This is a genomic window from Pseudomonas sp. DCB_AW (genome assembly GCF_026240895.1).
Lineage (GTDB): Bacteria > Pseudomonadota > Gammaproteobacteria > Pseudomonadales > Pseudomonadaceae > Aquipseudomonas > Aquipseudomonas kermanshahensis.
The window spans coordinates 1-21,811 of sequence record NZ_JAPFCE010000064.1; the positions used below are offsets into that span (position 1 = coordinate 1).

Below are 21,811 nucleotides of genomic sequence, written 5' to 3' on the forward strand. Positions count from 1 at the left end.
CATTGGAACCACCTGATCCCATCCCGAACTCAGTAGTGAAACGATGCATCGCCGATGGTAGTGTGGGGTTTCCCCATGTGAGAGTAGGTCATCGTCAAGATTCATTTCGCAAAACCCCTATCTGCGCAAGCAGGTAGGGGTTTTGTCTTTTGGGCTGGAAAAGATTTGTCGCCATGCCCGCCATAACCCCGGGCATGCCCCGTGATATGGTTCCGCATCAGAACCCACCGCTTCCAGGGAATGCTCAATGGTCAACACCACCGCCCTCCATCCCGGCTTCATGATCGTACATGGCAACCGCCTCGACGATTTGCGCAGCTTGGTGGTGAGCTGGATGCGGCGTTACCCGTTAGCGCCACTGGAAAATGAAATCGCCCTGGTGCAGAGCAACGGCATCGCCCAGTGGCTAAAACTGGCGCTGGCTGAAGACCCTGAAGAAGGTGACCTAGGCGGCTGTGGTATTGCCGCCGCGATCGATGTGCAACTGCCCGGTAGCTTCATGTGGCAGCTTTACCGACGAGTGCTGGGCCGCGATGAGATCCCCGAAGTTTCCCTGCTCGACAAAGCACCGCTGACCTGGCGCCTCATGCGCCTGCTTCCGGCGTTGATCGAGCGCCCGCATTTCGAGCCCCTGCGCCGTTTTCTCACCGACGATAGCGACCTGCGCAAGCGTTACCAGCTTGCCGAGCGCCTGGCCGACCTGTTCGACCAGTACCAAGTCTACCGAGCCGACTGGCTCAAGGACTGGGCTGCCGGCGAGCACATCCTCAATACCGCCCGTGGCGAGCGTAAACCCTTGCCCCCTGGCAATCGCTGGCAGGCCGAATTGTGGCGGGCGCTGCTGGACGATGTCGGCGAGCAGGGCATGGCGCAAAGCCGTGCAGGTGTGCATCAACGGTTCATCGAGCGTATCAACAGCCTGGAGCAGGCACCTGTCGGCCTGCCATCGCGCGTGATCGTGTTCGGTATCTCCTCCCTGCCAGCGCAAGCATTGGAGGCTTTGGCGGGGCTTGCCCGGTTCAGCCAGGTACTGCTTTGCGTCCATAACCCGTGTCGCCATCACTGGGCTGATATCGTCGCCGACAAAGACCTGCTGCGGCATCAGTACAAACGCCAACAACGCAAGCAAGGCATGCCGCTTCTGCTGGATGACCAATCGCTACACCAGCATGCTCATCCGCTGCTGGCCGCCTGGGGCAAGCAGGGCCGTGATTACATCAACCTGCTCGACAGCTATGACGACCCCGGCAGCTACCGCGGCGTATTCAGCGAAGGGCGCATTGACCTGTTCAGCGAAGCTTCGCCGACCACGCTACTCAACCAACTGCAGGATGACATCCTCGAACTGCGCCCTCTGGCCGAAACCCGCGAACGCTGGCCGCAAGTCGACCTCGCGCAGGACCGTTCGATGCGCTTCCATGTCGCGCACAGCCCGCAACGCGAGGTGGAAATTCTCCACGACCAGTTACTGGCCCGCTTCAGCGCCGACCCTACGCTGCGCCCGCGCGATGTGATCGTGATGCTGCCGGCAATCGACACTTATGCACCGCATATCCGCGCCGTGTTCGGCCAATTGCAGCGCAACGACCCACGCTACATCCCGTTCACCCTCACCGACCAAGGCCAGCGCGGTCGAGAGCCCTTGCTGATTGCCCTGGAGCACCTGCTCAAGCTGCCAGACAGCCGCTTTGCGGTCAGTGAAGTGCTCGACCTGCTGGACGTGCCGGCAGTACGGGCCCGCTTCGGTATCCGTGAAAGCGATTTGCCCACGCTTCATCGCTGGATCGAAGGTGCCGGTATCCGCTGGGGCCTGAACGCCGAGCAACGGGCCAGCCTCGGCTTGCCTGAAGGCCTGGAACAGAACAGCTGGCGTTTCGGCCTGCGGCGCATGTTGTTGGGTTATGCCGTCGGTGTGGGTGAGGGGTGTGATGGCATTGAACCCTATGACGAAATCGGTGGCCTCGATGCGGCACTGATCGGCCCCTTGGTAGCCCTGCTGGACGCCCTTGAGGTGGCCTGCCAGGCGCTGGCACAGCCTGCGACCGTCACCGAGTGGGGCGAGCGCTTGAATGCCTTGCTGCAGGTGTTTTTCCTGGCCGAAGGTGAGCACGACGAGTTTCTGCTGATGCAGTTGCAGGACCTGCGCGACGCCTGGCTGGAAGTGTGCGAAACCGTTGGCCTGCAAGACGCGCTACCGCTGACGGTGGTCCGCGAAGCGTGGTTGTCGGGTCTTGACCAAGGCAAGCTGTCCCAGCGCTTCTTGGCGGGGTCGGTGAACTTCTGCACCCTCATGCCCATGCGCGCCATCCCGTTCCGCGTGGTCTGCCTGCTGGGCATGAACGATGGTGACTACCCCCGCGCCCAGCAGCCGCTGGACTTCGACCTGATGGCCAGCGACTACCGCCCCGGTGATCGCTCGCGCCGTGAAGATGACCGTTACCTGTTGCTCGAAGCGCTGCTGTCGGCACGTGATCAGCTTTATGTCAGTTGGGTCGGGCGCAGCATCCGCGACAACAGCGAGCGCCCGGCCTCGGTGCTGATCGGCCAGTTGCGTGATCATGTGGCTGCCGGCTGGCGGTTGGCCGGTGCAGAGGACGGGTCAGGCCAAGGGCCGGATGAGCGCTTGCTGCACGCCTTGACCCAGGAGCACCCGCTGCAACCGTTCAGCCCGCGCTACTTCCAGAAGGGCAGCCCGTTGTTCAGCTTCGCCCATGAATGGCAGCTGCTGCATCGGCAAGTGCAGGACGCCACGCAGGTCGAGCCGGCTTTGCCTCCTTATGCCGACGACGAAGCACTGAGCCTGACGCAGCTGAACGATTTTCTTCGCCACCCGGTGCGGCACTTCTTCAGCCAGCGCCTGAAGGTGTTCTTCGAGGCCCTGGAGGCGCCGACGCCGGATGAAGAGCCGTTCGTCCTCGATACGCTGCAACGCTACAGTGCCAGTGAAACCCTGTTGAATGCCGCGCTGGCCGACCCGGCAAACGCCGAGCAGGCCTTGCAGGTGCAGGCACGCCGCCTGCAAGCGTGTGGCGTGTTGCCGCTTGCCGGTTTTGGCGCACTGTTGCAGGCCGATCTGATTCAGCCGCTGCCTGACCTGCTGCAACGCCATCGTCAGTTGTTGCAGCGTTGGCCACACCTGGTCGAAGGCGCATTGCCTGTGCATTACGAACAGGGCACACACCGGTTGGAAGGCTGGCTAGGCCGGGTTTACCAGGCTGATGATCAAAGCCTGCTAAGCATCACCACCGTCCCGAACACCATCAGTGCCGGGCGCAACAACTATAAATGGCACCGGTTGATCGCACCCTGGGTCATGCACCTGGCTGCCTGCGCTGCGGGTTATCCGCTGAACAGTGCGCTGGTGGCCAGTGACCTGACCTTGCTCCTGGCACCTTTACCGCAAGACCAGGCGGCGCAATTGCTCGGCGACCTGTTGGTTGCCCGCCAGGCCGCCATGAATGCGCCGCTGCCGGTGGCGGCCAAAACGGCCTTCGCCTGGCTGGCCCAAGACGATGCCGACAAAGCGCTGGCCGCGGCTGCTCGCGCCTATGAAGGCGATGAGCGCAACAGTTTTGGCGAGCGCAGCGAAAGCATTGCCCTGGCGCGGCAGTTCCGTGACTTCGCCGCGCTCACCGCCGACGAAACCTTTGAAGGTTGGTGCGAAACCCTGTACCGCCCCTTGTTCAACGCACCCTGGCAGGCCCTGGGCAACCCGGAGAGTGGCGCATGACCCAGGACCGTCCCCTGGCACTGAGTTTCCCCTTGCACGGCAGCCAGCTGATTGAAGCAAGTGCCGGTACCGGCAAGACGTTTACCATTTCGGCGCTGTACCTGCGGCTTATCCTCGGGCACGGGGGCGAACAGGCCTTCGGCCGTGAACTGCTGCCCCCGCAGATTCTGGTGGTGACCTTTACCGACGCCGCCACCAAAGAGCTGCGCGAACGTATCCGCGCCCGCTTGGCCGAGGCGGCGCGGTTCTTCCGTGGCGAGCTTGACGCTGCCGACCCACTGCTGCACCAGTTGCGCGACGATTACCCGCAAGAGGCTTGGCCACGTTGTGCCAGCCGCCTGGAAATCGCCGTGCAATGGATGGACGAAGCCGCGGTGTCGACCATCCACGGTTGGTGCCAGCGCATGCTTCGCGAGCACGCGTTCGACAGCGGCAGCCTGTTCACCCAGACACTCGAGACCGATCACAGCGATTTGCTGGGCCAGGTCATGCGCGATTACTGGCGCCGGTTCTGCTATGGCATGCAAGGTGAGGCCCTGGCCTGGGTGCGTGGGCATTGGGGCAGCCCCGACGCGCTGTTGCCGCGGATTCGCCCGCTGTTCGGCCGAGTACGGGCACAGCAGGACGAGCAAGCGCCCGAAGCGTTGATTCAAACCGCGCTTGGGCAACGCACCGAGCAGTTGGCTGCGCTCAAGGCGCCCTGGGCACAATGGGCCGATGAGTTGCGGCAGATCTGCCGCGATGCCGTGGCCGCAAAGCAGGCCGACGGGCGCAAGATGCAGGCACGCTATTTTGAACCCTGGTTCGACAAGCTGTGCGCCTGGGCCGGCGACGAGCAGGCCGTGGAGCTCGATCTTGGCACCGGCTTCACCCGCCTGACGCCAGCGGGCATGGCCGAGGCCTGGAAGTCTGGCGAGCCACCCGATCACCCTGGGCTGCACGCCATGCAAACGCTGCAGCAACAGTTGCAGGCCCTCGCCAGCCCGGATGCGCAGTTGCTTGAACACGCTGCTGGCTGGGTGTCGGCGCGCTTCGAAGTGGAAAAGCGCCGGCGCGCCGAGATGGGCTTCGACGACATGCTGCTGCGGCTGCAACATGCCTTGGCCAGTGAGGCCGGCGAGCGCCTGGCCGGGTTGATTCGTGAGCAGTTCCCGGTAGCGCTGATCGACGAATTCCAGGACACCGACCCGGTCCAGTACGGGATTTTCGAGCGGATCTACCAGATCAGCGAGAACCGTCCTGAAACCGGGCTGTTCATGATTGGCGACCCCAAGCAGGCGATCTATGCCTTCCGCGGTGCCGACATCTATACCTACCTCGCCGCCCGGCGCGCCACCACCGGGCGTCTGCACAGCCTGGACACCAACTACCGTTCGAGCCAGGCCATGGTCGCGGCGGTCAACCAGGTGTTTCTCCAGGCCGAGGCCCGAAGCCAGGGGCGAGGGGCGTTTCTGTTCCGTGAAGCGCAAGACAACCCGTTGCCCTTCATCGAGGTCCGCGCCAAAGGCCGTAGCGAGCACCTGCTGGTGGACGGCCAGCCAAGCGCAGCCCTGCAATGCTGGCACCTGCAGAGCGAAGAGCCGGTATCGAGCAGCGTTTACCGCCAGCACCTGGCTGCCAGCTGCGCCAGCCATATCGTCGCCTTGCTCAACGGTGGGCAGCAGGGTACGGCGGGTTTCCGCAACGGCGAAGGTGAACTGCGCCCCTGCCTGCCTTCAGATATCGCCATTCTCGTGCGCGACGGCCACGAGGCACAGATGATCCGTGCCGAACTGGCCGCGCGTGAGGTGCGCAGCGTGTACCTGTCCGACAAGGACTCGGTGTTCGCCGCCCAAGAGGCGCATGACCTGCTGGCCTGGCTCAAGGCCTGCGCCGAGCCGGACTCGGAGCGCCTGCTCAAGGCCGCGCTGGCCAGCCTGACCCTCGACCTGTCACTGGCGGCGCTGGACAAGTTGAACCAGGACGAACGGGTGTGGGAAGACTGGGTCATGCGTTTTCGGCGCTATCGCGATACCTGGCAGCGCCAAGGCGTGCTGCCAATGCTGCGCCACTTGCTGCACGACTTCCAGCTGCCGCGCACGCTCATCGCCCGCAGTGACGGCGAGCGTGTGCTAACCAACCTGCTGCACCTGGCCGAGCTGCTGCAACAGGCGGCGGGCGAGCTCGATGGCGAGCAAGCGTTGATCCGTCACCTGGCCGAACACCTGGCCAGCTCCGGTCAGGCCGGTGAAGAACAGATCCTGCGGCTGGAGAGCGATGAGCAACTGGTCAAAGTGGTAACCATCCACAAGTCCAAGGGCCTCGAATACCCCTTGGTCTACTTGCCGTTCATCTGCACCAGCAAGCCCGTGGACGGTACCCGCCTGCCCTTGGCCTGGCATGACAGCCAAGGCAACGCGCACCTGACGTTAACCCCTGACCAGGAACAGATCGCCCGCGCCGACGACGAGCGCCTGGCCGAAGACCTGCGTCTGCTCTACGTGGCCCTGACCCGCGCCCAGCATGCCTGCTGGCTTGGCGTCGCCGACCTCAAGCGCGGCAACCAGAAGAGCTCGCAACTGCACCGCTCAGCCCTCGGTTACCTGCTTGGCGGTGGCCTTGCGTTGACCGGGTCCGGGCAATTGGCGGACTGGCTGCAGGCGTTGGCATCAAGCTGCCCGTACATTGAGTGCCCGCCGCTGCCGCTGGCCGACAAGCAGCTGTACCGCACGCCACATGCCGAACGTGAGCTGCTGCCTGCGCGCAAGCCCCGGCGAGCGGCCGCCGAACACTGGTGGATTGCGTCCTATAGTGCCTTGCGCGTCGGTGACCAGACCCTCGGTGCCGACAGCTCACAGGCCCAGCAACTTTTGGATGACGAAGTCCTCGATGCGCAACTGCTGCGCGAGGTGCCGGCTGAAGGGGGGGATATCCACCGCTTCCCACGCGGGCCAAACCCCGGCACCTTCCTGCATGGCCTGCTGGAATGGGCCGGCCGAGAAGGTTTCGCCGAAGTCAGCGGCAACCCCGAGCTGATCGAGCGCACGGTCGGGCAGCGCTGCAATCGCCGTGACTGGACTGGCTGGATCCCGACGCTGACGCCGTGGCTGCGCCAGTTGCTGAACGAACCGCTGCCTGTCCTGGCCCACGACGCAAGCCTCACCCTGGCGCACCTGCGTCACTACCAGATCGAAATGGAATTCTGGTTCGCCAGCCATCAGGTCGACGCCGAACAGCTCGATCAACTGGTGGCGCGTTATACGCACCCAGGCCAGGCGCGGCCGGCGGCACAGCCGACGCTGCTCAACGGCATGTTCAAGGGCTTCATCGACCTGGCCTTCGAGCTGGACGGGCGCTATTACGTGGCCGATTACAAATCCAACTGGCTGGGCCCGGACATCCAGTCCTACGACAGCCAGGCCATGGAAAAGGCCATCCTCGAGCATCGTTACGACTTGCAGTACGTGCTCTACCTGCTGGCCCTGCACCGCCAACTGCGCGCCCGCCTGCCTGACTACGATTACGACCGCCATGTCGGCGGCGCCCTGTTCATCTTCCTGCGCGGTGCCAACAGCAGCGGTCATGGCGTGTACTTCGTCAAGCCGCCGCGGGCACTGATAGAAGCCCTCGATGCGCTGTTCCGTGGCGAGCATGCACCCACGCAGCAGGACCTGTTTGCCGGAGCCGCGCCATGAGCCGAACCCTCACCGACCTGCTGCCCACGCCGCTGCACGCCGAACACCTGCTGGCCCTGGCGCCGCAGCGTGTCAGCGCTGACCTGCTGCAACTGCTGGACCGTTGGGTCGAGCGTGGCTGGCTGCGAGCCCTCGACCGCGCGTTCGTGTCGTTTCTCGAAGAGCGTGCCCCGGGCAGCGACCCCTTGCTGTTGCTGGCGGCTGCCCTGGCGAGCCATCAGCTGGGCCACGGCCATGTCTGCCTGGACTTGCAGCAAACCCTGGCCGAACCGGACTTTGCGCTGTCGCTGCCGCCAGAAGGCGACGCCTTGATCGGCCCCTTGCTGCTGCCTTCGCAACTGCTTGCAGACCTGGACCTTCAGGCCTGGCGCCAGCGCATCGCTGCCAGCCCACTGGTGGCCGCTGGCGACACGCCAGGCCAGCAGGCACGGCCGCTGGTGCTCAGCGGCGAGCGCCTGTACCTGCGCCGCTACTGGAACTACGAACGGCGCATCGACCAGAACTTGCGCCAGCGCCTGAGCCAGGATGAAGCCGCACCGGCTGACTTGCCGGCGCGCCTGGCACAGCTGTTCGACGCGGGTGCCCTGGCCGGTCAGGTTGATTGGCAAAAGCTTGCGTGCGCCCTGGCGACCCGCGCCGGCTTCAGCATCATCACCGGCGGCCCTGGCACCGGCAAGACCACCACGGTGGTGCGCCTGCTGGCCTTGCTGCAGGCCCCGGCGGTGGAGCAGGGCAGGCCTCTGCGTATTCGCCTGGCCGCGCCGACCGGCAAGGCCGCTGCGCGCTTGACCGAATCCATTGGCCAGCAGGTCGAGCGCCTGCAAGTCAGCGCCGCCGTGCGCGGGCAGATCCCCACCGAGGTCAGCACCGTGCACCGGCTGTTGGGCAGCCGCCCCGGGTCGCGGCATTTCCGTCATCACGCGGGCAACCCGTTGCCATTGGACGTGCTGGTGGTCGACGAAGCCTCGATGATCGACTTGGAGATGATGGCCAACCTCCTCGACGCCCTGCCACCCCGCGCACGGCTGATCCTGCTGGGTGACAAAGACCAGTTGGCCTCGGTCGAGGCGGGGGCGGTATTGGGCGACCTGTGCCGGGATGCCGAAGAGGGCTGTTACTCACCCGCGACCCAGGCGTGGCTGGAGCAGATTGGTGGCCAGTCGCTGGAAGGCAGCGGTCTCAAAGCCGGTGATGCGCAGCGCAATCCGCTGGCCCAGCAGGTAGTGATGCTGCGTTTCTCCCGGCGCTTCGGCGAAGGCAGCGGGATTGGGCAGTTGGCGCGGCTGGTCAACCGTCAGGAATCCCATGCCGCGCGTAATCTGCTCGCGATGCCTCCGCCGGATGTCAATGGCCTGGCGCTGAAGAACGAACACGATCGAGCCTTCGACCGTCTACTGCTCGACGGCCTCAACCGCGGCGCAGAAGGGCCTCAAGGCTATCGCAGCTACCTTCGAACACTGGGCCGCTATCGGCCGGCTCCGGCTACCGCGTTCGATGACCCGCTCTGGGAACAATGGGCAAGCAAGGTGCTGCACAGTTTCGAGGACTTCCAGCTGCTCTGCGCGGTACGCAGGGGCGCATGGGGTGTCGAGGGCCTTAACGAACGGGTGGCGCGGGTGCTGCACAACGCCGGGCTGATCGACGCTCAGCAGCCTTGGTATGAGGGCCGGCCGGTGCTGGTGACCCGTAACGATTATGGCCTGGGCCTGATGAACGGCGACATCGGCATTGCCTTGCGCCTGCCCGACGAGCGGGGCGAGCCCCTGCTACGGGTGGCCTTCCCGCGTAACGACGGCAACGGTGGGGTACGTTTCGTCTTGCCAAGCCGGCTCAACGAAGTGGAAACCGTGTTCGCCATGACGGTGCACAAGTCCCAGGGCTCGGAGTTCAGCCATACCGCCCTGGTGCTGCCGGACGCCCTTAACCCGGTGCTGACCAAGGAGCTTGTGTACACCGGCATCACCCGCGCCAAGCATTGCTTCAGCCTGATCGAACCACGGCAGGGCATCTTCGAGGAGGCGGTGTCGCGCAAGGTGCGGCGCATTTCCGGCCTGATGCTCGAACAGGTCTGACACTGGCCGCCAGGTACGATTGGCGGCCATGTGCTATCGTTGCGCCAACATCTGAAAGGACTTCGAGAGATTTCCCACATGACCGTGGCCGGAAGGCGAGTGACACGCTGTACGCTTTCGCTGTTGCTGGCGGTCCTGTTACTACTGGCAGGCCCTGCCTGGGCGGAAACCTCAGCAACCGCTGTGCAGGCACAGCAACGTGCCAAGGCTGTCACCCAGGTGGTGTTGGGGATCTTCAGTTACGCCCGCTGGCCCGTCGAGCCTACGCCCCTGCGCCTGTGCCTGATCGGCCCCACCGAATACGCAGACGATTTGATCAAGGGCCATGTGCAAGAGTCCGGGCGGCCGCTGCAGGTGCGTCGGCTGCTGGCGGACGATGCGCAGGTTGCCCAGGCCTGTGATGCCATCTACATCGGTAAACTCGATCAGGGCCAGCGCGACCGCTTGTTCCAGCGTGTCAGCGGCCACCCGGTGCTGAGCATCAGTGAGGCCGACGACCCGTGTACGGTCGGCAGCCTGTTCTGCCTGCGGGTCAGCGATCAGCAGGTGGCCTTTGAAGTGAACCTCGATTCCGTGGCCCGTTCCGGCGTACGCATCCACCCCAGTGTGCTGCAATTGTCGCGGCGCCGAGGTGCGCAGCCATGAAAACGACCAACAGGCGTATTCGCCCGACCCTGCGTTCAGTGCTCGGCCGTGGGCACCTAAGCGTCGCCCTGCTCGCCGTGGGCCTGGTCGGTATTTCGCTGACCGTGCTGGGCGTGCTTGCCCTGCAGGTCTATGCCAACCACAACCTGCACCTTATCGCCCGCTCGATCACCTACACCGTCGAAGCCGCCGTGGTGTTCGACGACAGCGTTGCGGCCAGTGAGGCGCTGGCACTGATTGCCAGTACCGAAGAGGTGGCCGACGCCAAGGTCTTCAACAATGAAGGCGAGCAACTGGCCCACTGGCAACGCAACGACAGCGGCATGCTCGCGCACCTGGAAACCCAGGTCGCCACCGCGCTGCTGGACGAGCCGGTCAACCTGCCGATCATTCACCAGCAGCAAAAGGTCGGGCATATCGAACTGATTGGCCAAGGCCGTAGCCTGTTGTTGTTCCTGCTCGGCGGGTTGGGCGGGATCCTGTTGTGCATGGTACTCAGCGCCGTCATCGCCCTATACTTGTCGCAGCGCCTGCTCGGCGACATCGTTCGCCCATTGCGTGCGCTGGCCAGCGTTGCCCATGCTGCCCGCCGTGAACGTCGTTTCGACCGCCGCGTGCCAGAAGCCCCGATTGCCGAGCTCAACGAGCTGAGTAACGACTTCAACGCCTTGCTCGATGAACTAGAGGTGTGGCACAGCCACCTGCAGAGCGAAAACCAGACCCTCGCTCACCAGGCCAGCCACGACAGCCTGACCGGCCTGCCCAACCGCGCCTTTTTCGAAGGCCGCCTTAGCCGCAGCCTGCGCAACGCTGCGCGGCAGCAAGATCATCTGGCGCTGCTGTTCCTCGACAGTGACCACTTCAAGCAGGTCAACGACAGCCTCGGCCATGCCGTGGGCGATGAAGTGCTGATCAGCGTGGCCGACCGCATTCGCGCCCAACTGCGTGAGCATGACTTGGTGGCGCGCCTGGGCGGCGACGAGTTCGCGGTGTTGCTGACGCCGCTGCAGTCGCGCTCAGACGCCGAACTCATCGCCGAGAAAATCGTCGCCAGCATGAAACTGCCGGTACAGCTGGACAGTGGCAGCAGCATTGCCACCTCGCTGAGTGTCGGCATCGCCTTTTACCCCGAGGATGGCACTGACCCTGCCAGCCTTCTCGACGCCGCCGATGCGGCAATGTACCAGGCCAAGCGTAAGCACCGTGGCCATTGGCAAGTGGCGCAGACGGAACGGTCCGCCACCGAAATCAAGAACAGGAGTTGAACCCGTGATTCATCGTTTGCGTTTTCCCCTTTGGGCGTTGCTGCTCGCCATGCTGGCACTTACCGGTTGCCAGACCACACCCAAGGGGCTAACTGCTGAGCAAATCGCTGTGCTCAAGCGTGAAGGTTTTGCCCCGACTGATGAAGGTTGGGCGTTTGACTTGTCCGGCAAGGTACTGTTTGGCAGTGACCTGGACAGCCTCAATGGCCAGAGCCAGGCGATCGTCGAGCGAATTGGCAAAGCGTTGTTGGGCGTAGGTCTCCAACGCGTGCGGGTGGATGGCCACGCGGATGCGTCGGGCAGGGCCACCTATAACCAGCAATTGTCCGAGCGCCGCGCACAGAGCGTGGCCAGAACGCTGATCGGCGTCGGCATGCCCGCGCAGAACATCCAGACCCGCGGCCTGGGCAGCACCCAGCCGGTGGCGGACAACCGCAGCAGCGCCGGGCGCACCGAAAATCGACGCGTATCGATTATCGTGGCGTCCTACTGAACAGACCCACCCTGTACGGGGCTGTGGCTGAGGGCGGCGTCATCCCTGAGCAAACCGCATTTCGCGGCGCATTCGCCACTGTCGACTAGGCAAAGAGAGAAATGTCGCAAACCATGGGGCCTTGATGTGGGCCCCGGTGGCGATTGTTCCAAGTTGTGTATCGGCTTTAGTTACAACCCCCCCTGTTAGGCTTTGTACGAAAAGTATGGTCATCCGTCGTTGTGGGAGCGGGCTTGCCCCGCGATCTGCCGCAACGCGGCAGCAAAGCCTGAATTCTCGGCGTCTTTGCACTATTTGATATCGGGTGTAGGAGCGCTTCGCCCTCCATCGCGGGGCAAGCCCGCTCCCACAAGAACTTTCGTACAGAGCCTAATACTGGTTAGGATGGGGCACCCTGACTCCTCGTCGATCTACCCCTGAGCAAACTGCATTTCGCGGGTCTCGCCCATCAACAACGGCGCATTCGCCTCGGTCACCTCGCGAATGTAATCCCACAACAGGGTTATCCGCTTCAGCTTCCTCAAGTCCTCCCGGCAATACATCCAGAACTGCCGCGTCACCTCGATCTCCTCCGGTAACACCGTTACCAGCCGCGGGTCCTGCGCCGCCAGAAAACACGGCAAGATTGCCAGCCCACGCCCCTGCAATGCTGCGGTGTACTGGGCAATCACGCTGGTACTGCGCAAATGCGCGTTGGCATTGGGAATCAGGTTGGCCAGGTACAACAGCTCCGAACTGAACGCCAGGTCATCCACATAACTAATGAACGGGTGCTTCGCCAAGTCCCCGACCTGCCGAATCGGCGCGTGGTTATCCAGGTATGTCTGGGTGGCGTACAGCCGCAGCCGGTAGTCGCACAGCTTGCAGCACACATAGGGGCCGTGTTCAGGGCGTTCCAGGGCGATGACGATATCCGCCTCGCGCTTGGACAGGCTGATGAAGTGCGGCAACGGCAAGATGTCCACCGAAATGGCCGGATACGCATCGACGAAGTGGCTGAGTTGCGGCGTGACGAAGAAGCTGCCAAAGCCTTCGGTGCAGCCCATGCGCACATGCCCCGACAACGCCACGCCCGACCCCGAAACCTGCTCGCACGCCATGTGCAAAGTGCTTTCGATCGACTCGGCATAACCCAGCAGGCGCTGACCTTCGGCGGTCAGGACGAAGCCGTTGGTCCGGGATTTTTCGAACAACAACGTGCCCAGCGCACCCTCCAGCGAGGTGATGCGCCGTGACACCGTGGTGTAGTCGACGCTCAGGCGCTTGGCGGCGCTACTGGCTTTGCGGGTGCGGGCCACTTCGAGGAAGAACTTCAGGTCGTCCCAGTTGAGCGCGCTCAGGGATGTGAGGTCTTTTTGCATGATGATCCGGTTTTTTTGTGCGTTCTTGTTGGATGTTTGCACATCTATACTCGAAAAAAGCCCCAGGACGCCACCTCGCGTTTGCACGGCGCTGGCGATCTCGACCCGACAATAATTCCAAGGAGAACCCAGATGAACGCACCTCAATCCCCCGACCAGACCAAGGTCGCGCAGGTCAAGCTGCTGATCGATGGCCAATGGGTCGAATCCAAGACCACAGAATGGCGCGACATCGTCAACCCGGCCACCCAAGAGGTGTTGGCGCGGGTGCCGTTCGCCACCGTCGAGGAAGTCGACGCTGCCGTGGCCGCTGCCCATCGCGCCTTCAAGACCTGGCGTGACACCCCAATCGGCGCGCGCATGCGCATCATGCTCAAGCTGCAGGCGCTGATCCGCGAACACACCAAACGCATCGCCCAAACCCTCAGCGCCGAGCAGGGCAAAACCCTCGCCGATGCCGAAGGCGATATCTTCCGCGGCCTGGAAGTGGTCGAGCACGCCGCTTCGATCGGCACCCTGCAGATGGGCGAGTTCGCCGAGAACGTTGCCGGCGGCGTCGACACCTACACCCTGCGCCAGCCGATCGGCGTGTGCGCGGGCATCACCCCGTTCAACTTCCCGGCCATGATCCCGCTGTGGATGTTCCCCATGGCCATCGTCTGCGGCAATACCTTCGTGCTCAAGCCTTCCGAGCAGGACCCACTGTCGACCATGATGCTGGTGGAGCTGGCGCTGGAAGCCGGCGTGCCGGCCGGTGTGCTCAACGTGGTGCATGGCGGCAAGCAGGTAGTGGATGCGATCTGCACCCATCAAGACATCAAGGCGATCTCGTTCGTCGGCTCTACCGAAGTCGGCACTCACGTCTACAACCTGGGCAGCCAGCACGGCAAGCGCGTGCAGTCGATGATGGGCGCGAAGAACCACGCCGTGGTGCTGCCTGACGCTAACCGCACCCAAACCGTCAACGCCTTGGTCGGCGCGGCCTTTGGCGCCGCCGGCCAGCGCTGCATGGCAACCTCCGTGGCGGTGCTGGTGGGCAAGGCCCGCGAGTGGCTGCCGGACATCAAAGAGGCCGCGAGCAAGCTCAAGGTCAATGCCGGCTCCGAGCCGGGCACCGATGTCGGGCCGGTGGTGTCCAAGCGGGCCAAGGAGCGGGTACTGGGCTTGATCGAAAGCGGCATCAAGGAAGGCGCCAAGCTCGAACTCGATGGCCGCGGCGTCACGGTGCCGGGCTATGAGCAAGGCAACTTCGTTGGCCCGACCCTGTTCTCTGGGGTGAAAACCCACATGCAGGTCTACACCCAGGAAATCTTCGGCCCGGTGTTGGTGACCTTGGAAGTCGACACCCTCGAAGAAGCCATCGCCCTGGTGAACAGCAACCCGTTCGGCAACGGCACCGGCCTGTTCACCCAGAGCGGTGCGGCTGCACGCAAGTTCCAGAGCGAGATCGACATCGGCCAGGTCGGCATCAACATCCCGATCCCGGTACCGGTACCGTTCTTCAGCTTCACCGGCTCGCGCGGCTCCAAGCTGGGTGATCTCGGCCCTTACGGCAAGCAAGTGGTGCAGTTCTACACTCAGACCAAGACCGTCACCGCCCGCTGGTTCGATGACGACAGCGTCAATGACGGTGTGAACACCACCATCAGCCTGCGCTAAGGAGTTCGCCATGCGTATCGCATTCATCGGCCTGGGCAACATGGGCGCGCCCATGGCCCGCAACCTGATCAAGGCCGGGCATCAGCTGAACCTGTTTGACCTGAACAAGACCGTGCTGGCCGAGCTCGCCGAACTGGGCGGGCAGGTCAGCCCGTCACCCAAGGAAGCGGCGGCCAACAGTGAGCTGGTGATCACCATGCTGCCGGCCGCAGCCCATGTGCGCAGCGTCTACCTGAACGATGATGGCGTACTGGCGGGCATACGCCCCGGCACGCCGACCGTGGACTGCAGCACCATCGACCCGCAGACCGCCCGCGAGGTGTCCAAGGCCGCAGCGGCCAAGGGCGTCGACATGGGCGATGCGCCGGTGTCCGGAGGTACGGGCGGCGCGGCGGCCGGCACCCTGACCTTCATGGTCGGTGCCAGTGCCGAGCTGTTTGCCACGCTCAAACCGGTGCTGGAGCAGATGGGCCGCAACATCGTGCACTGTGGTGAGGTCGGCACAGGGCAGATCGCCAAGATCTGCAACAACCTGCTGCTGGGCATCTCGATGATCGGCGTGTCAGAGGCCATGGCCCTGGGTAACGCACTGGGCATCGACACCAAGGTGCTGGCCGGCATCATCAACAGCTCGACCGGGCGTTGCTGGAGTTCGGACACATACAACCCGTGGCCTGGCATCATCGAGAACGCACCGGCTTCACGCGGTTACACCGGCGGCTTTGGTGCCGAATTGATGCTCAAAGACTTGGGGCTGGCTACCGAAGCTGCACGCCAGGCGCACCAACCGGTGATTTTGGGTGCCGTGGCACAGCAGCTGTATCAGGCAATGAGCCTGCGCGGGGAGGGTGGTAAAGACTTCTCGGCCATCGTCGAGGGGTACCGCAAGCAGGATTGACGAGCGAGGTGTATTTCATCGCGGGCCAGGCGGCCTTCCCTCTGTAACTGCGCACCAGAGGGAGGGGCACCTGCTCCGCGATTTTTTTTGCCCTGAACGTGCAGGCTTGAATGCCTCTTGTAGGAGCAGCCTTGTGCTGCGAAGAGGCCAGCCAAGGCAACACAATTGCTATGCCTGGTTTGGCCCTTTCGCAGCGCAAGGCTGCTCCTACAAGGGGAATGTGTAGCCTAGGGGATCAGGCGAACACGAAGTACTTGCGCACGGTTTCGACCACTTCCCAGGTGCCCTTCATCCCAGGTTCGATCACGAATACATCACCGGCCTTCAGGTGCTTCGGCTCTTCGCCTTCCGGGGTGATGATGCAGTAGCCGTCGAGGAAGTGGCAGAACTCCCACTTGTCATAGTTGACCTCGAACTTGCCCGGGGTGCAGATCCAGGTACCCATGATCTTGCTACCGTCGGCCGACAGGTAGGCGTTCAGGTTGACGGTGTGCGGATCGCCGCCGATGCGCTTCCACTTGGTGGCGTCCACGACCGGCGTCGGGCAGGTTTCGCGCAGGACGGTGATGAAATCGGACATGGCACAACTCCTGGTGACTGGCTGAATGACTCGACACCATAGGGCCATTGGCCGCGCCGCAGTTGCCTGGGCTCGACGTCCAGGTGCCTGACTGCGCTATGTGGATCAGCGGCAGCTCTGACACTGGAGTCGGCCCTGGCGGAGCAGGGCGGGGGCAACTTGATGTGGGCGGCGCACTACCTGAGTGGTATGGCCAAAGCATTGCTGGATGATGCGGCGCAGGGGTTACAAGGCTGAGCTATGGGTCGGCTGGGCCGGCCTCTTCGCGGGTAAACCCGCTCCCACAGGGATTGGCGTTGCACCTGTGGGGGCAGGTTTACCTGCTAAGAGGCGCATCTTTCTCAAGCCCACCAATACCGCACAAAGTGGAAAAACACCGGCGCCGCAAAGCACACCGAGTCCATCCGATCGAGCATGCCGCCGTGGCCTTCGATCATGTGCCCCCAGTCTTTCACCCCGCGGTCACGCTTGATCGCCGACATGACCAGCCCGCCGAAGAAGCCCATGGCGTTCACGGTCAGGGCCATCAGTGCCGCCTGCCAGAAGTTGAACGGGGTGATCCAGCACAGCAGGGCGCCGATCAGTGTGGCCAGTGCCACGCCACCGACGAGGCCTTCGAGGGTTTTCGAGGGCGACAGGTTGGGCGCCACCTTGCGTTTGCCGAACAGCTTGCCGCACACGTATTGCAGCACGTCGCTGATTTGCACCACGAGGATCAGCCAGGCGATCAGCAGCAGGTTGCGGCCCTCGAACCCGGGGATGTCGAGGGTCATCAGCGCGGGCACCGAAGACACGCAATACACCGCGATCATCAGCCCCCATTGCACCTTTGATGCGCGCTCGAGAAAGCGCGTAGTGTCGCCGCCGAAACTGGCAAGGATCGGCAGCAGCAAAAACAGATACACCGGGATGAAAATACTGAACAAGCCATACCAGTCCATGGCGATCAGCACGTACTGCACCGGCAGCGCCACATAGAACGCCGCCACCAACGCCGGGTAGTCGCTGCGCCGGGTCGGGGTGAGGGTCATGAACTCGCGCAGCGCATAGAACGACACGCCGTAGAACAGCACGATCACGCCGTACTTGCCGAACAGGAAGGCGATGCCGATCACCAGCACCATCACCCACCAGGCGTTGATGCGGGCGTTGAGGTTGTCGATCACCGCATGCGGCGCGGGGCCGGCACGCCACTTGAGCAGGCGGCCGATCACGCTGGCGAGCAGCAGCAGGGCGCCGATGCCGGCGAACAGCGAAAGGGTATTGTCGTCCATGTCAGGCATCCTTCGGCGCCAGGTTCAGCAGGGCCTGGCTGGCCCGCTCGAGAAAGGCCTGCTTGTTTTCATCAGCCAGCAGGTGGAGAGGTTCGCCAAAGCTCAGCGTGCATAGCAGCGGCAATGGCAGGGCGCGGCCCTTGGGCATGACCCGGTTGAGGTTGGCGATCCACACCGGCACCAGCTCGACGTCGGGGTTGGCCGCAGCCAAATGGTACAGGCCGCTTCTGAATGGCATGAGCGGCTCGTCGCCCAGGTTGCGGGTGCCTTCCGGGAAGAAGATCAACGAATCGCCCTGGGCCACGGCCTCAAGAATCGGCTGCAGGGGGCTGCCTTGGCCTTCTGCGCGCTGGCGGTCGATCAAGACGCCGTTGAACACCTTGCGGATGAGAAAGTCGCGAATACCGGGCTTCGCCCAGTAGTCGGCCCCGGCCACCGGGCGGGTGCGCCTGCGCAAAGGTTCTGGCAGCGAGGCCCAGAGCAGCACGAAGTCGCCGTGGCTGCTGTGGTTGGCGAAGTACAGGCGTTGCACCGGCTGCGGTGTGCAGCCGAGCCATAACGCACGGGCGCCAGTGATCAGCCGGGCGGCCGAGGTGATGACGAAGGCGGTCAAGGTCGCAAGCATGGGGCGGTGGTCATCCGGTAAAGGGCAGTGTCAGCAGGGTAGCCAAGGCCAGCAACAGTTGCAGGCCCACGCACATGGCTTGGCGGCGCAGCAGGGCCAGTGCGGCTTGGCTGCGAGCGGGCCAGTCGCGGCTATCCTTGGCATGCGGTTTCAGGTTGAGGTCGAACAAGGCACGGTCCAGCGCTTGCGTGTCTGCCGGCAGGTCTTGGCTGGCGCCAAGGTGGGCGAACAGTTCGGCATCCAGGGCCACGCGGATGGCCCAGTACTTGTGCAGCACGCCGAGCGCCAGCAGCAGCGCGCACAGCAGGCTGCCCAGTGGCGGCAGCGAGGCGCCCAACAAGGGTGCCAGGCCAACGCCCAGGGCGAGCAGCGTGATGCCGTCCGACAGGCGCTCCAGCTGGCGGCCTCGGGCCAGCAGGCTGGCGGTCAGTTGTAGGTTCATCGCTGTGCGCCAAGCTGTTGCAGGGCCTGTCGATGGGCCGCGTGCAAGACCACGCCAGCGCGTGCGCTGCGTATCCGCTGTTCAGCGTGGTCGGCATCGGCGCAGCGCCCCGTGAGTACCAGCCAGGCCGCCACGGCGCTGGCGCTGCGCGAATATCCCAGGGCGCAACAGACCAGCAGAGGGCCTTGCTGGCGCAACTGCTCGATAGCGTTTGCAGCTTCGTGCAACAGGTTGCTGTCGGGCACGATCAAGTCCAGGGTGGGAAGCGAGCGGTAGTTCTGAGCGGTGAGAGCGGCCCCAGTGCGGCACGGCAGCTCTGCGCAAAGGTCGACGATGGCAACGAACTGCGCGCCCTCACCACGGCCAGGAATCCGCCCCAGGAATACCCCGTCACACACCTCATCCGCCTGCGGATGGCGCCGTGTCCAGACCCTGGAATTGATCCACGCCCCGATCAGATAGGGCAGCAGCAGCCAGGTCGCGGCGCTGGACAAGCGCCCATCGGCGCCCTTCTGAAAACCACCCGCGCCGAACAAGCCGTAGTTCAGTGACACCCACAACAGCGCCACGGCTGGCCATGACAGCCACAACCCGGCACCGCCCACCGCGTACGCCAGCCCCGCGCACAGCAAGGCCCCAACGCCATAACACAGCGCCAGCCGCTGGCATTTGCCATCGTGCGCAAGGCGGGCCTGCTGCCATGGCAGGCGACCTTGCCACGGCCATAGCCATAAGCACACAAACCCTGCCAATGCGCCGGTGGGCACGTCGATGAAGTGATGCTGCCAGGTGGTCAGCACCGACACGCCGATCAACGCCATCCAGCCATGCACCACCCAGCGCCAGGGCTGGCGGTGCACGTGCCGGGCGAACATCGTCCAGATGATCACCAGCAACGCGATGTGCAGCGAAGGCGCCTGGTTGTAAGGCTTGTCGAAGCCCATCAGCACATCGAACAGCCAGCCGAACAGCCCAGCCATTTCTGGCCGTTCGAAGGTGAACCGCAGCGGCCAGAGCAGGAAGCAACTGACGCTGATCACCTGTGCCGTGAGCAGCGCCAGGGCATGCCGGTCCATCTCCTGGCGCGTGCGTGGCAGCAGGAAGGACAACCCGTACAGCAGGTCGATCGACCAGTACGGGATGATCGTCCAGGGCCACAGCGGCATGCCGTGCTCCCAGCCGAACACCAGGCTGCCGACATCACTGCGGCTGGCGGTGTGGGTGTTCACCAGCCCATAGCTGAGGAAGAAGAACGGCCCCAGCAGCAACAGCCAGAACACGCCCCGCCGAATCAGCCCGGGCTCACGCGTTGGGTTCATTCACGCACCCGTTGCGCCAGGCTGACGCTGAAGATGCCCCATTCGTCGATGCGCTGGGCCAGCTTGCGGAAGCCCGCCGCCTCTACCAGTTGGTCCATCTCTGCCTGGCTGCGCCGGCGCATCACCCACGCCTCGCCGCCGCGATGGCTGGTCAGGGCACGCGCGATCATCTCCAGTTGAGGGTGCCAAGGTTGGCCTGTGTAGACCAGGTAACCGCCTGCTTCGACGGCATCGGCAAGGCCGGCCAGGGAATTGCTCACCAACGCGTTGCTGGGGAACAGTTCGTACAGGCCAGACACCACGGCCAGCGTAGGCCCAGGCTGCAGCGCCGCGAGGCTGGCGCGGTCGAAGGCATCGCCTTGGACGAAGCGGGCAATCTCGGCCAGGCCTTTTTCGGCGATCAATGCGCTGCCTTGTTGCACGTTCAGTTCGCTGTAGTCGCGCAGCAGGATGGAGTCGGGCCGTTGTTCGAGTTCCTCCAAGGCTTCGAGGATGTAACGGCCGTGGCCGGCGGCGATGTCGACGATATGCACCGGCCGCTGCTCGGCGCGCAGGCGGGCAATGGCCTCGCGCAGCAGTTCTTCGACGTGCAGTTTGCGCTGACGAATGCCGCGCCAGCCGATGGCGTTGAGGTAGTTCTGGTCGACCATGCGGCCCAGCTTGCCTTTGCCCGTCGGCTGGTTGCGGTAGACGTAGTCGAGGGTGCTGCCAGAGTCGAAGCCGGTGTCGAACCCCAGCTTCACGCCTTCGGCCAGCCCTTTGCCCAGGCGCAGGCTGGCACGGGTGGCGCGCCAGTAGAGGTCGCGGGGCGAGTTGCGTGGCAAGGGCGCGGCCAGGCTTTCGGCTTCGGCGCAGCTGGCGCCGACCTTGTCGGCATCGAGCAGCGAAGGCGCGGTAACAGGGCTGTCGAAGCAATGTGCGACGAAGCGCTCGATGCGCTTCAGCGCATGGGCGCGGTCGCGTTCACCGAGGGTGTCATGGAAAAAGCCCGGGAGGATGTGCATTTCTTTACGTGCACTGCCCAGGCGCTCGAAAAAGCGCTCCTGCGGTTTGCGCTCGACCACAAGGTCCGCGCCAGAGACCAGCAACTGCGTCGGTACCTGAATAGCCTGGGCGTCAGCCACCACACGGTCGGCGGCTTCGTACAGGCCCAGCAGCATGGTCACCGAAATCGGCCGGCTGATCAGCGGGTCGGCCACGTACGACATGACCCGCTCGGGGTCATGGGTAAGCAGGCGCGGCTTGACGTAACTGTTGACGAAGAAGTTGCCGCGCACGGCCTTGAGCAGCTTCAGGCCAGGCCGTGCGAAGGGCACATACAGCTTGACCTTGAACGCCGGCGAGGCCAGCACCAGGCAGCGTACCTTGGGCGCGTAGTCGTGGGCCCAGGTGGCGATCAGAACGGCGCCGACGCTTTGCGCCAGCACCACCATGTCGTGCTCGGCGATGCCGTGCACGGTCTGCAGATGCTCGATGAAGGTCTGCACGTCGCGCACGCTGGTGGCAAACCCTGGGCTGTCGCCGCGGGCGCCCGGCGACTGGCCGTGGCCGCGGGCATCCCAGGCGAAGAAATCGTAGCCCGGCATGTCCAGTTCGTCGGCCAGGTGGGCCATGCGCCCGCCGTGTTCGTGGCCACGGTGGAACATCACCACGGCGCGGCGCGGCTGGTGTTCATTGCGTGTCGCGGGCCAATGACGGTAGTGCAACTCGACACCGTCATGGGTAGAGAAATGCAGCGATTGCGCTTGGCGCATGGCGAGAATCCTTGTCCGGC

16 protein-coding genes and 1 rRNA gene are annotated in these 21,811 nt (G+C 64.0%); 10 read left to right on the forward strand and 7 right to left on the reverse strand.

Annotation, left to right across the window (positions count from 1 at the left end):
• From rrf to OO306_RS23115, 7 genes are all read left to right on the forward strand, one after another.
• A 5S ribosomal RNA gene (gene rrf, locus OO306_RS23085) occupies positions 1 to 100 on the forward strand; the annotation flags it as partial.
• 147 nt (positions 101 to 247) lie between these two features.
• Positions 248 to 3,730, forward strand: a complete 3,483-nt coding sequence (recC, locus tag OO306_RS23090; RefSeq protein WP_265970007.1) for an exodeoxyribonuclease V subunit gamma — start codon at positions 248 to 250, stop codon at positions 3,728 to 3,730.
• Entirely contained in the window at positions 3,727 to 7,404 is a 3,678-nt protein-coding gene (gene recB / locus OO306_RS23095; RefSeq protein ID WP_265970009.1) for an exodeoxyribonuclease V subunit beta, read from the forward strand. The genes recC and recB overlap by 4 nt, the downstream gene beginning before the upstream one ends.
• Positions 7,401 to 9,476, forward strand: coding sequence for an exodeoxyribonuclease V subunit alpha (recD, locus tag OO306_RS23100; protein WP_265970010.1), 2,076 nt, complete (start codon positions 7,401 to 7,403; stop codon positions 9,474 to 9,476). The genes recB and recD overlap by 4 nt, the downstream gene beginning before the upstream one ends.
• Before the next feature lie 78 nt (positions 9,477 to 9,554).
• On the forward strand, positions 9,555 to 10,121 hold the full coding sequence (locus OO306_RS23105) for a YfiR family protein (RefSeq protein ID WP_099430460.1): 567 nt from the start codon (positions 9,555 to 9,557) through the stop codon (positions 10,119 to 10,121).
• Complete coding sequence (locus OO306_RS23110) at positions 10,118 to 11,386, forward strand: diguanylate cyclase (RefSeq protein ID WP_265970011.1); 1,269 nt, start codon at positions 10,118 to 10,120, stop codon at positions 11,384 to 11,386. The genes OO306_RS23105 and OO306_RS23110 overlap by 4 nt, the downstream gene beginning before the upstream one ends.
• A 4-nt stretch (positions 11,387 to 11,390) precedes the next feature.
• The gene (locus OO306_RS23115) at positions 11,391 to 11,879 is read left to right on the forward strand and encodes an OmpA family protein (protein ID WP_027595459.1); all 489 of its coding nucleotides are present in this window, start codon (positions 11,391 to 11,393) and stop codon (positions 11,877 to 11,879) included.
• A 410-nt stretch (positions 11,880 to 12,289) separates the two neighbouring features.
• On the opposite strand, the gene OO306_RS23120 is transcribed toward OO306_RS23115, so the two are convergent.
• Positions 12,290 to 13,240 carry a LysR family transcriptional regulator gene (locus OO306_RS23120; RefSeq protein ID WP_099430457.1) on the reverse strand — a complete coding sequence of 317 codons (951 nt, stop codon included), beginning with the start codon at positions 13,238 to 13,240 and terminating at the stop codon, positions 12,290 to 12,292.
• A gap of 132 nt (positions 13,241 to 13,372) precedes the next feature.
• Here OO306_RS23120 and OO306_RS23125 point away from each other — a divergent pair, with 132 nt between their 5' ends.
• Together OO306_RS23125 and mmsB are read left to right on the forward strand one after the other, a co-directional pair.
• Positions 13,373 to 14,899, forward strand: coding sequence for a CoA-acylating methylmalonate-semialdehyde dehydrogenase (locus OO306_RS23125; RefSeq protein ID WP_265970014.1), 1,527 nt, complete (start codon positions 13,373 to 13,375; stop codon positions 14,897 to 14,899).
• A gap of 10 nt (positions 14,900 to 14,909) precedes the next feature.
• Positions 14,910 to 15,797 carry a 3-hydroxyisobutyrate dehydrogenase gene (gene mmsB, locus OO306_RS23130; RefSeq protein ID WP_265970015.1) on the forward strand — a complete coding sequence of 296 codons (888 nt, stop codon included), beginning with the start codon at positions 14,910 to 14,912 and terminating at the stop codon, positions 15,795 to 15,797.
• A gap of 235 nt (positions 15,798 to 16,032) precedes the next feature.
• On the opposite strand, the gene OO306_RS23135 is transcribed toward mmsB, so the two are convergent.
• Positions 16,033 to 16,377 carry a cupin domain-containing protein gene (locus OO306_RS23135; protein WP_003251579.1) on the reverse strand — a complete coding sequence of 115 codons (345 nt, stop codon included), beginning with the start codon at positions 16,375 to 16,377 and terminating at the stop codon, positions 16,033 to 16,035.
• Between the two features lie 87 nt (positions 16,378 to 16,464).
• Between OO306_RS23135 and OO306_RS28440 the strand changes: the two genes are divergently transcribed.
• Positions 16,465 to 16,614, forward strand: coding sequence for a DUF3077 domain-containing protein (locus OO306_RS28440; protein WP_369124843.1), 150 nt, complete (start codon positions 16,465 to 16,467; stop codon positions 16,612 to 16,614).
• Between the two features lie 104 nt (positions 16,615 to 16,718).
• Here OO306_RS28440 and OO306_RS23140 read toward each other — a convergent pair whose 3' ends face one another.
• From OO306_RS23140 to OO306_RS23160, 5 genes are read right to left on the reverse strand one after another with little or no spacing between them, the layout of a single operon-like run.
• On the reverse strand, positions 16,719 to 17,651 hold the full coding sequence (locus tag OO306_RS23140; RefSeq protein WP_027595453.1) for a phosphatidate cytidylyltransferase: 933 nt from the start codon (positions 17,649 to 17,651) through the stop codon (positions 16,719 to 16,721).
• 1 nt (position 17,652) lies between these two features.
• Positions 17,653 to 18,276, reverse strand: a complete 624-nt coding sequence (locus OO306_RS23145; protein WP_027595452.1) for a lysophospholipid acyltransferase family protein — start codon at positions 18,274 to 18,276, stop codon at positions 17,653 to 17,655.
• Between the two features lie 10 nt (positions 18,277 to 18,286).
• Positions 18,287 to 18,718 carry a hypothetical protein gene (locus OO306_RS23150; RefSeq protein ID WP_265970016.1) on the reverse strand — a complete coding sequence of 144 codons (432 nt, stop codon included), beginning with the start codon at positions 18,716 to 18,718 and terminating at the stop codon, positions 18,287 to 18,289.
• Positions 18,715 to 20,037, reverse strand: a complete 1,323-nt coding sequence (locus OO306_RS23155; protein WP_265970018.1) for a phosphatase PAP2/dual specificity phosphatase family protein — start codon at positions 20,035 to 20,037, stop codon at positions 18,715 to 18,717. The genes OO306_RS23150 and OO306_RS23155 overlap by 4 nt, the downstream gene beginning before the upstream one ends.
• Positions 20,034 to 21,791 carry a bifunctional alpha/beta hydrolase/class I SAM-dependent methyltransferase gene (locus tag OO306_RS23160; protein ID WP_238209711.1) on the reverse strand — a complete coding sequence of 586 codons (1,758 nt, stop codon included), beginning with the start codon at positions 21,789 to 21,791 and terminating at the stop codon, positions 20,034 to 20,036. Before OO306_RS23160 ends, OO306_RS23155 begins: the two co-directional genes overlap by 4 nt.
• Between the last annotated feature and the right edge of the window lie 20 nt (positions 21,792 to 21,811).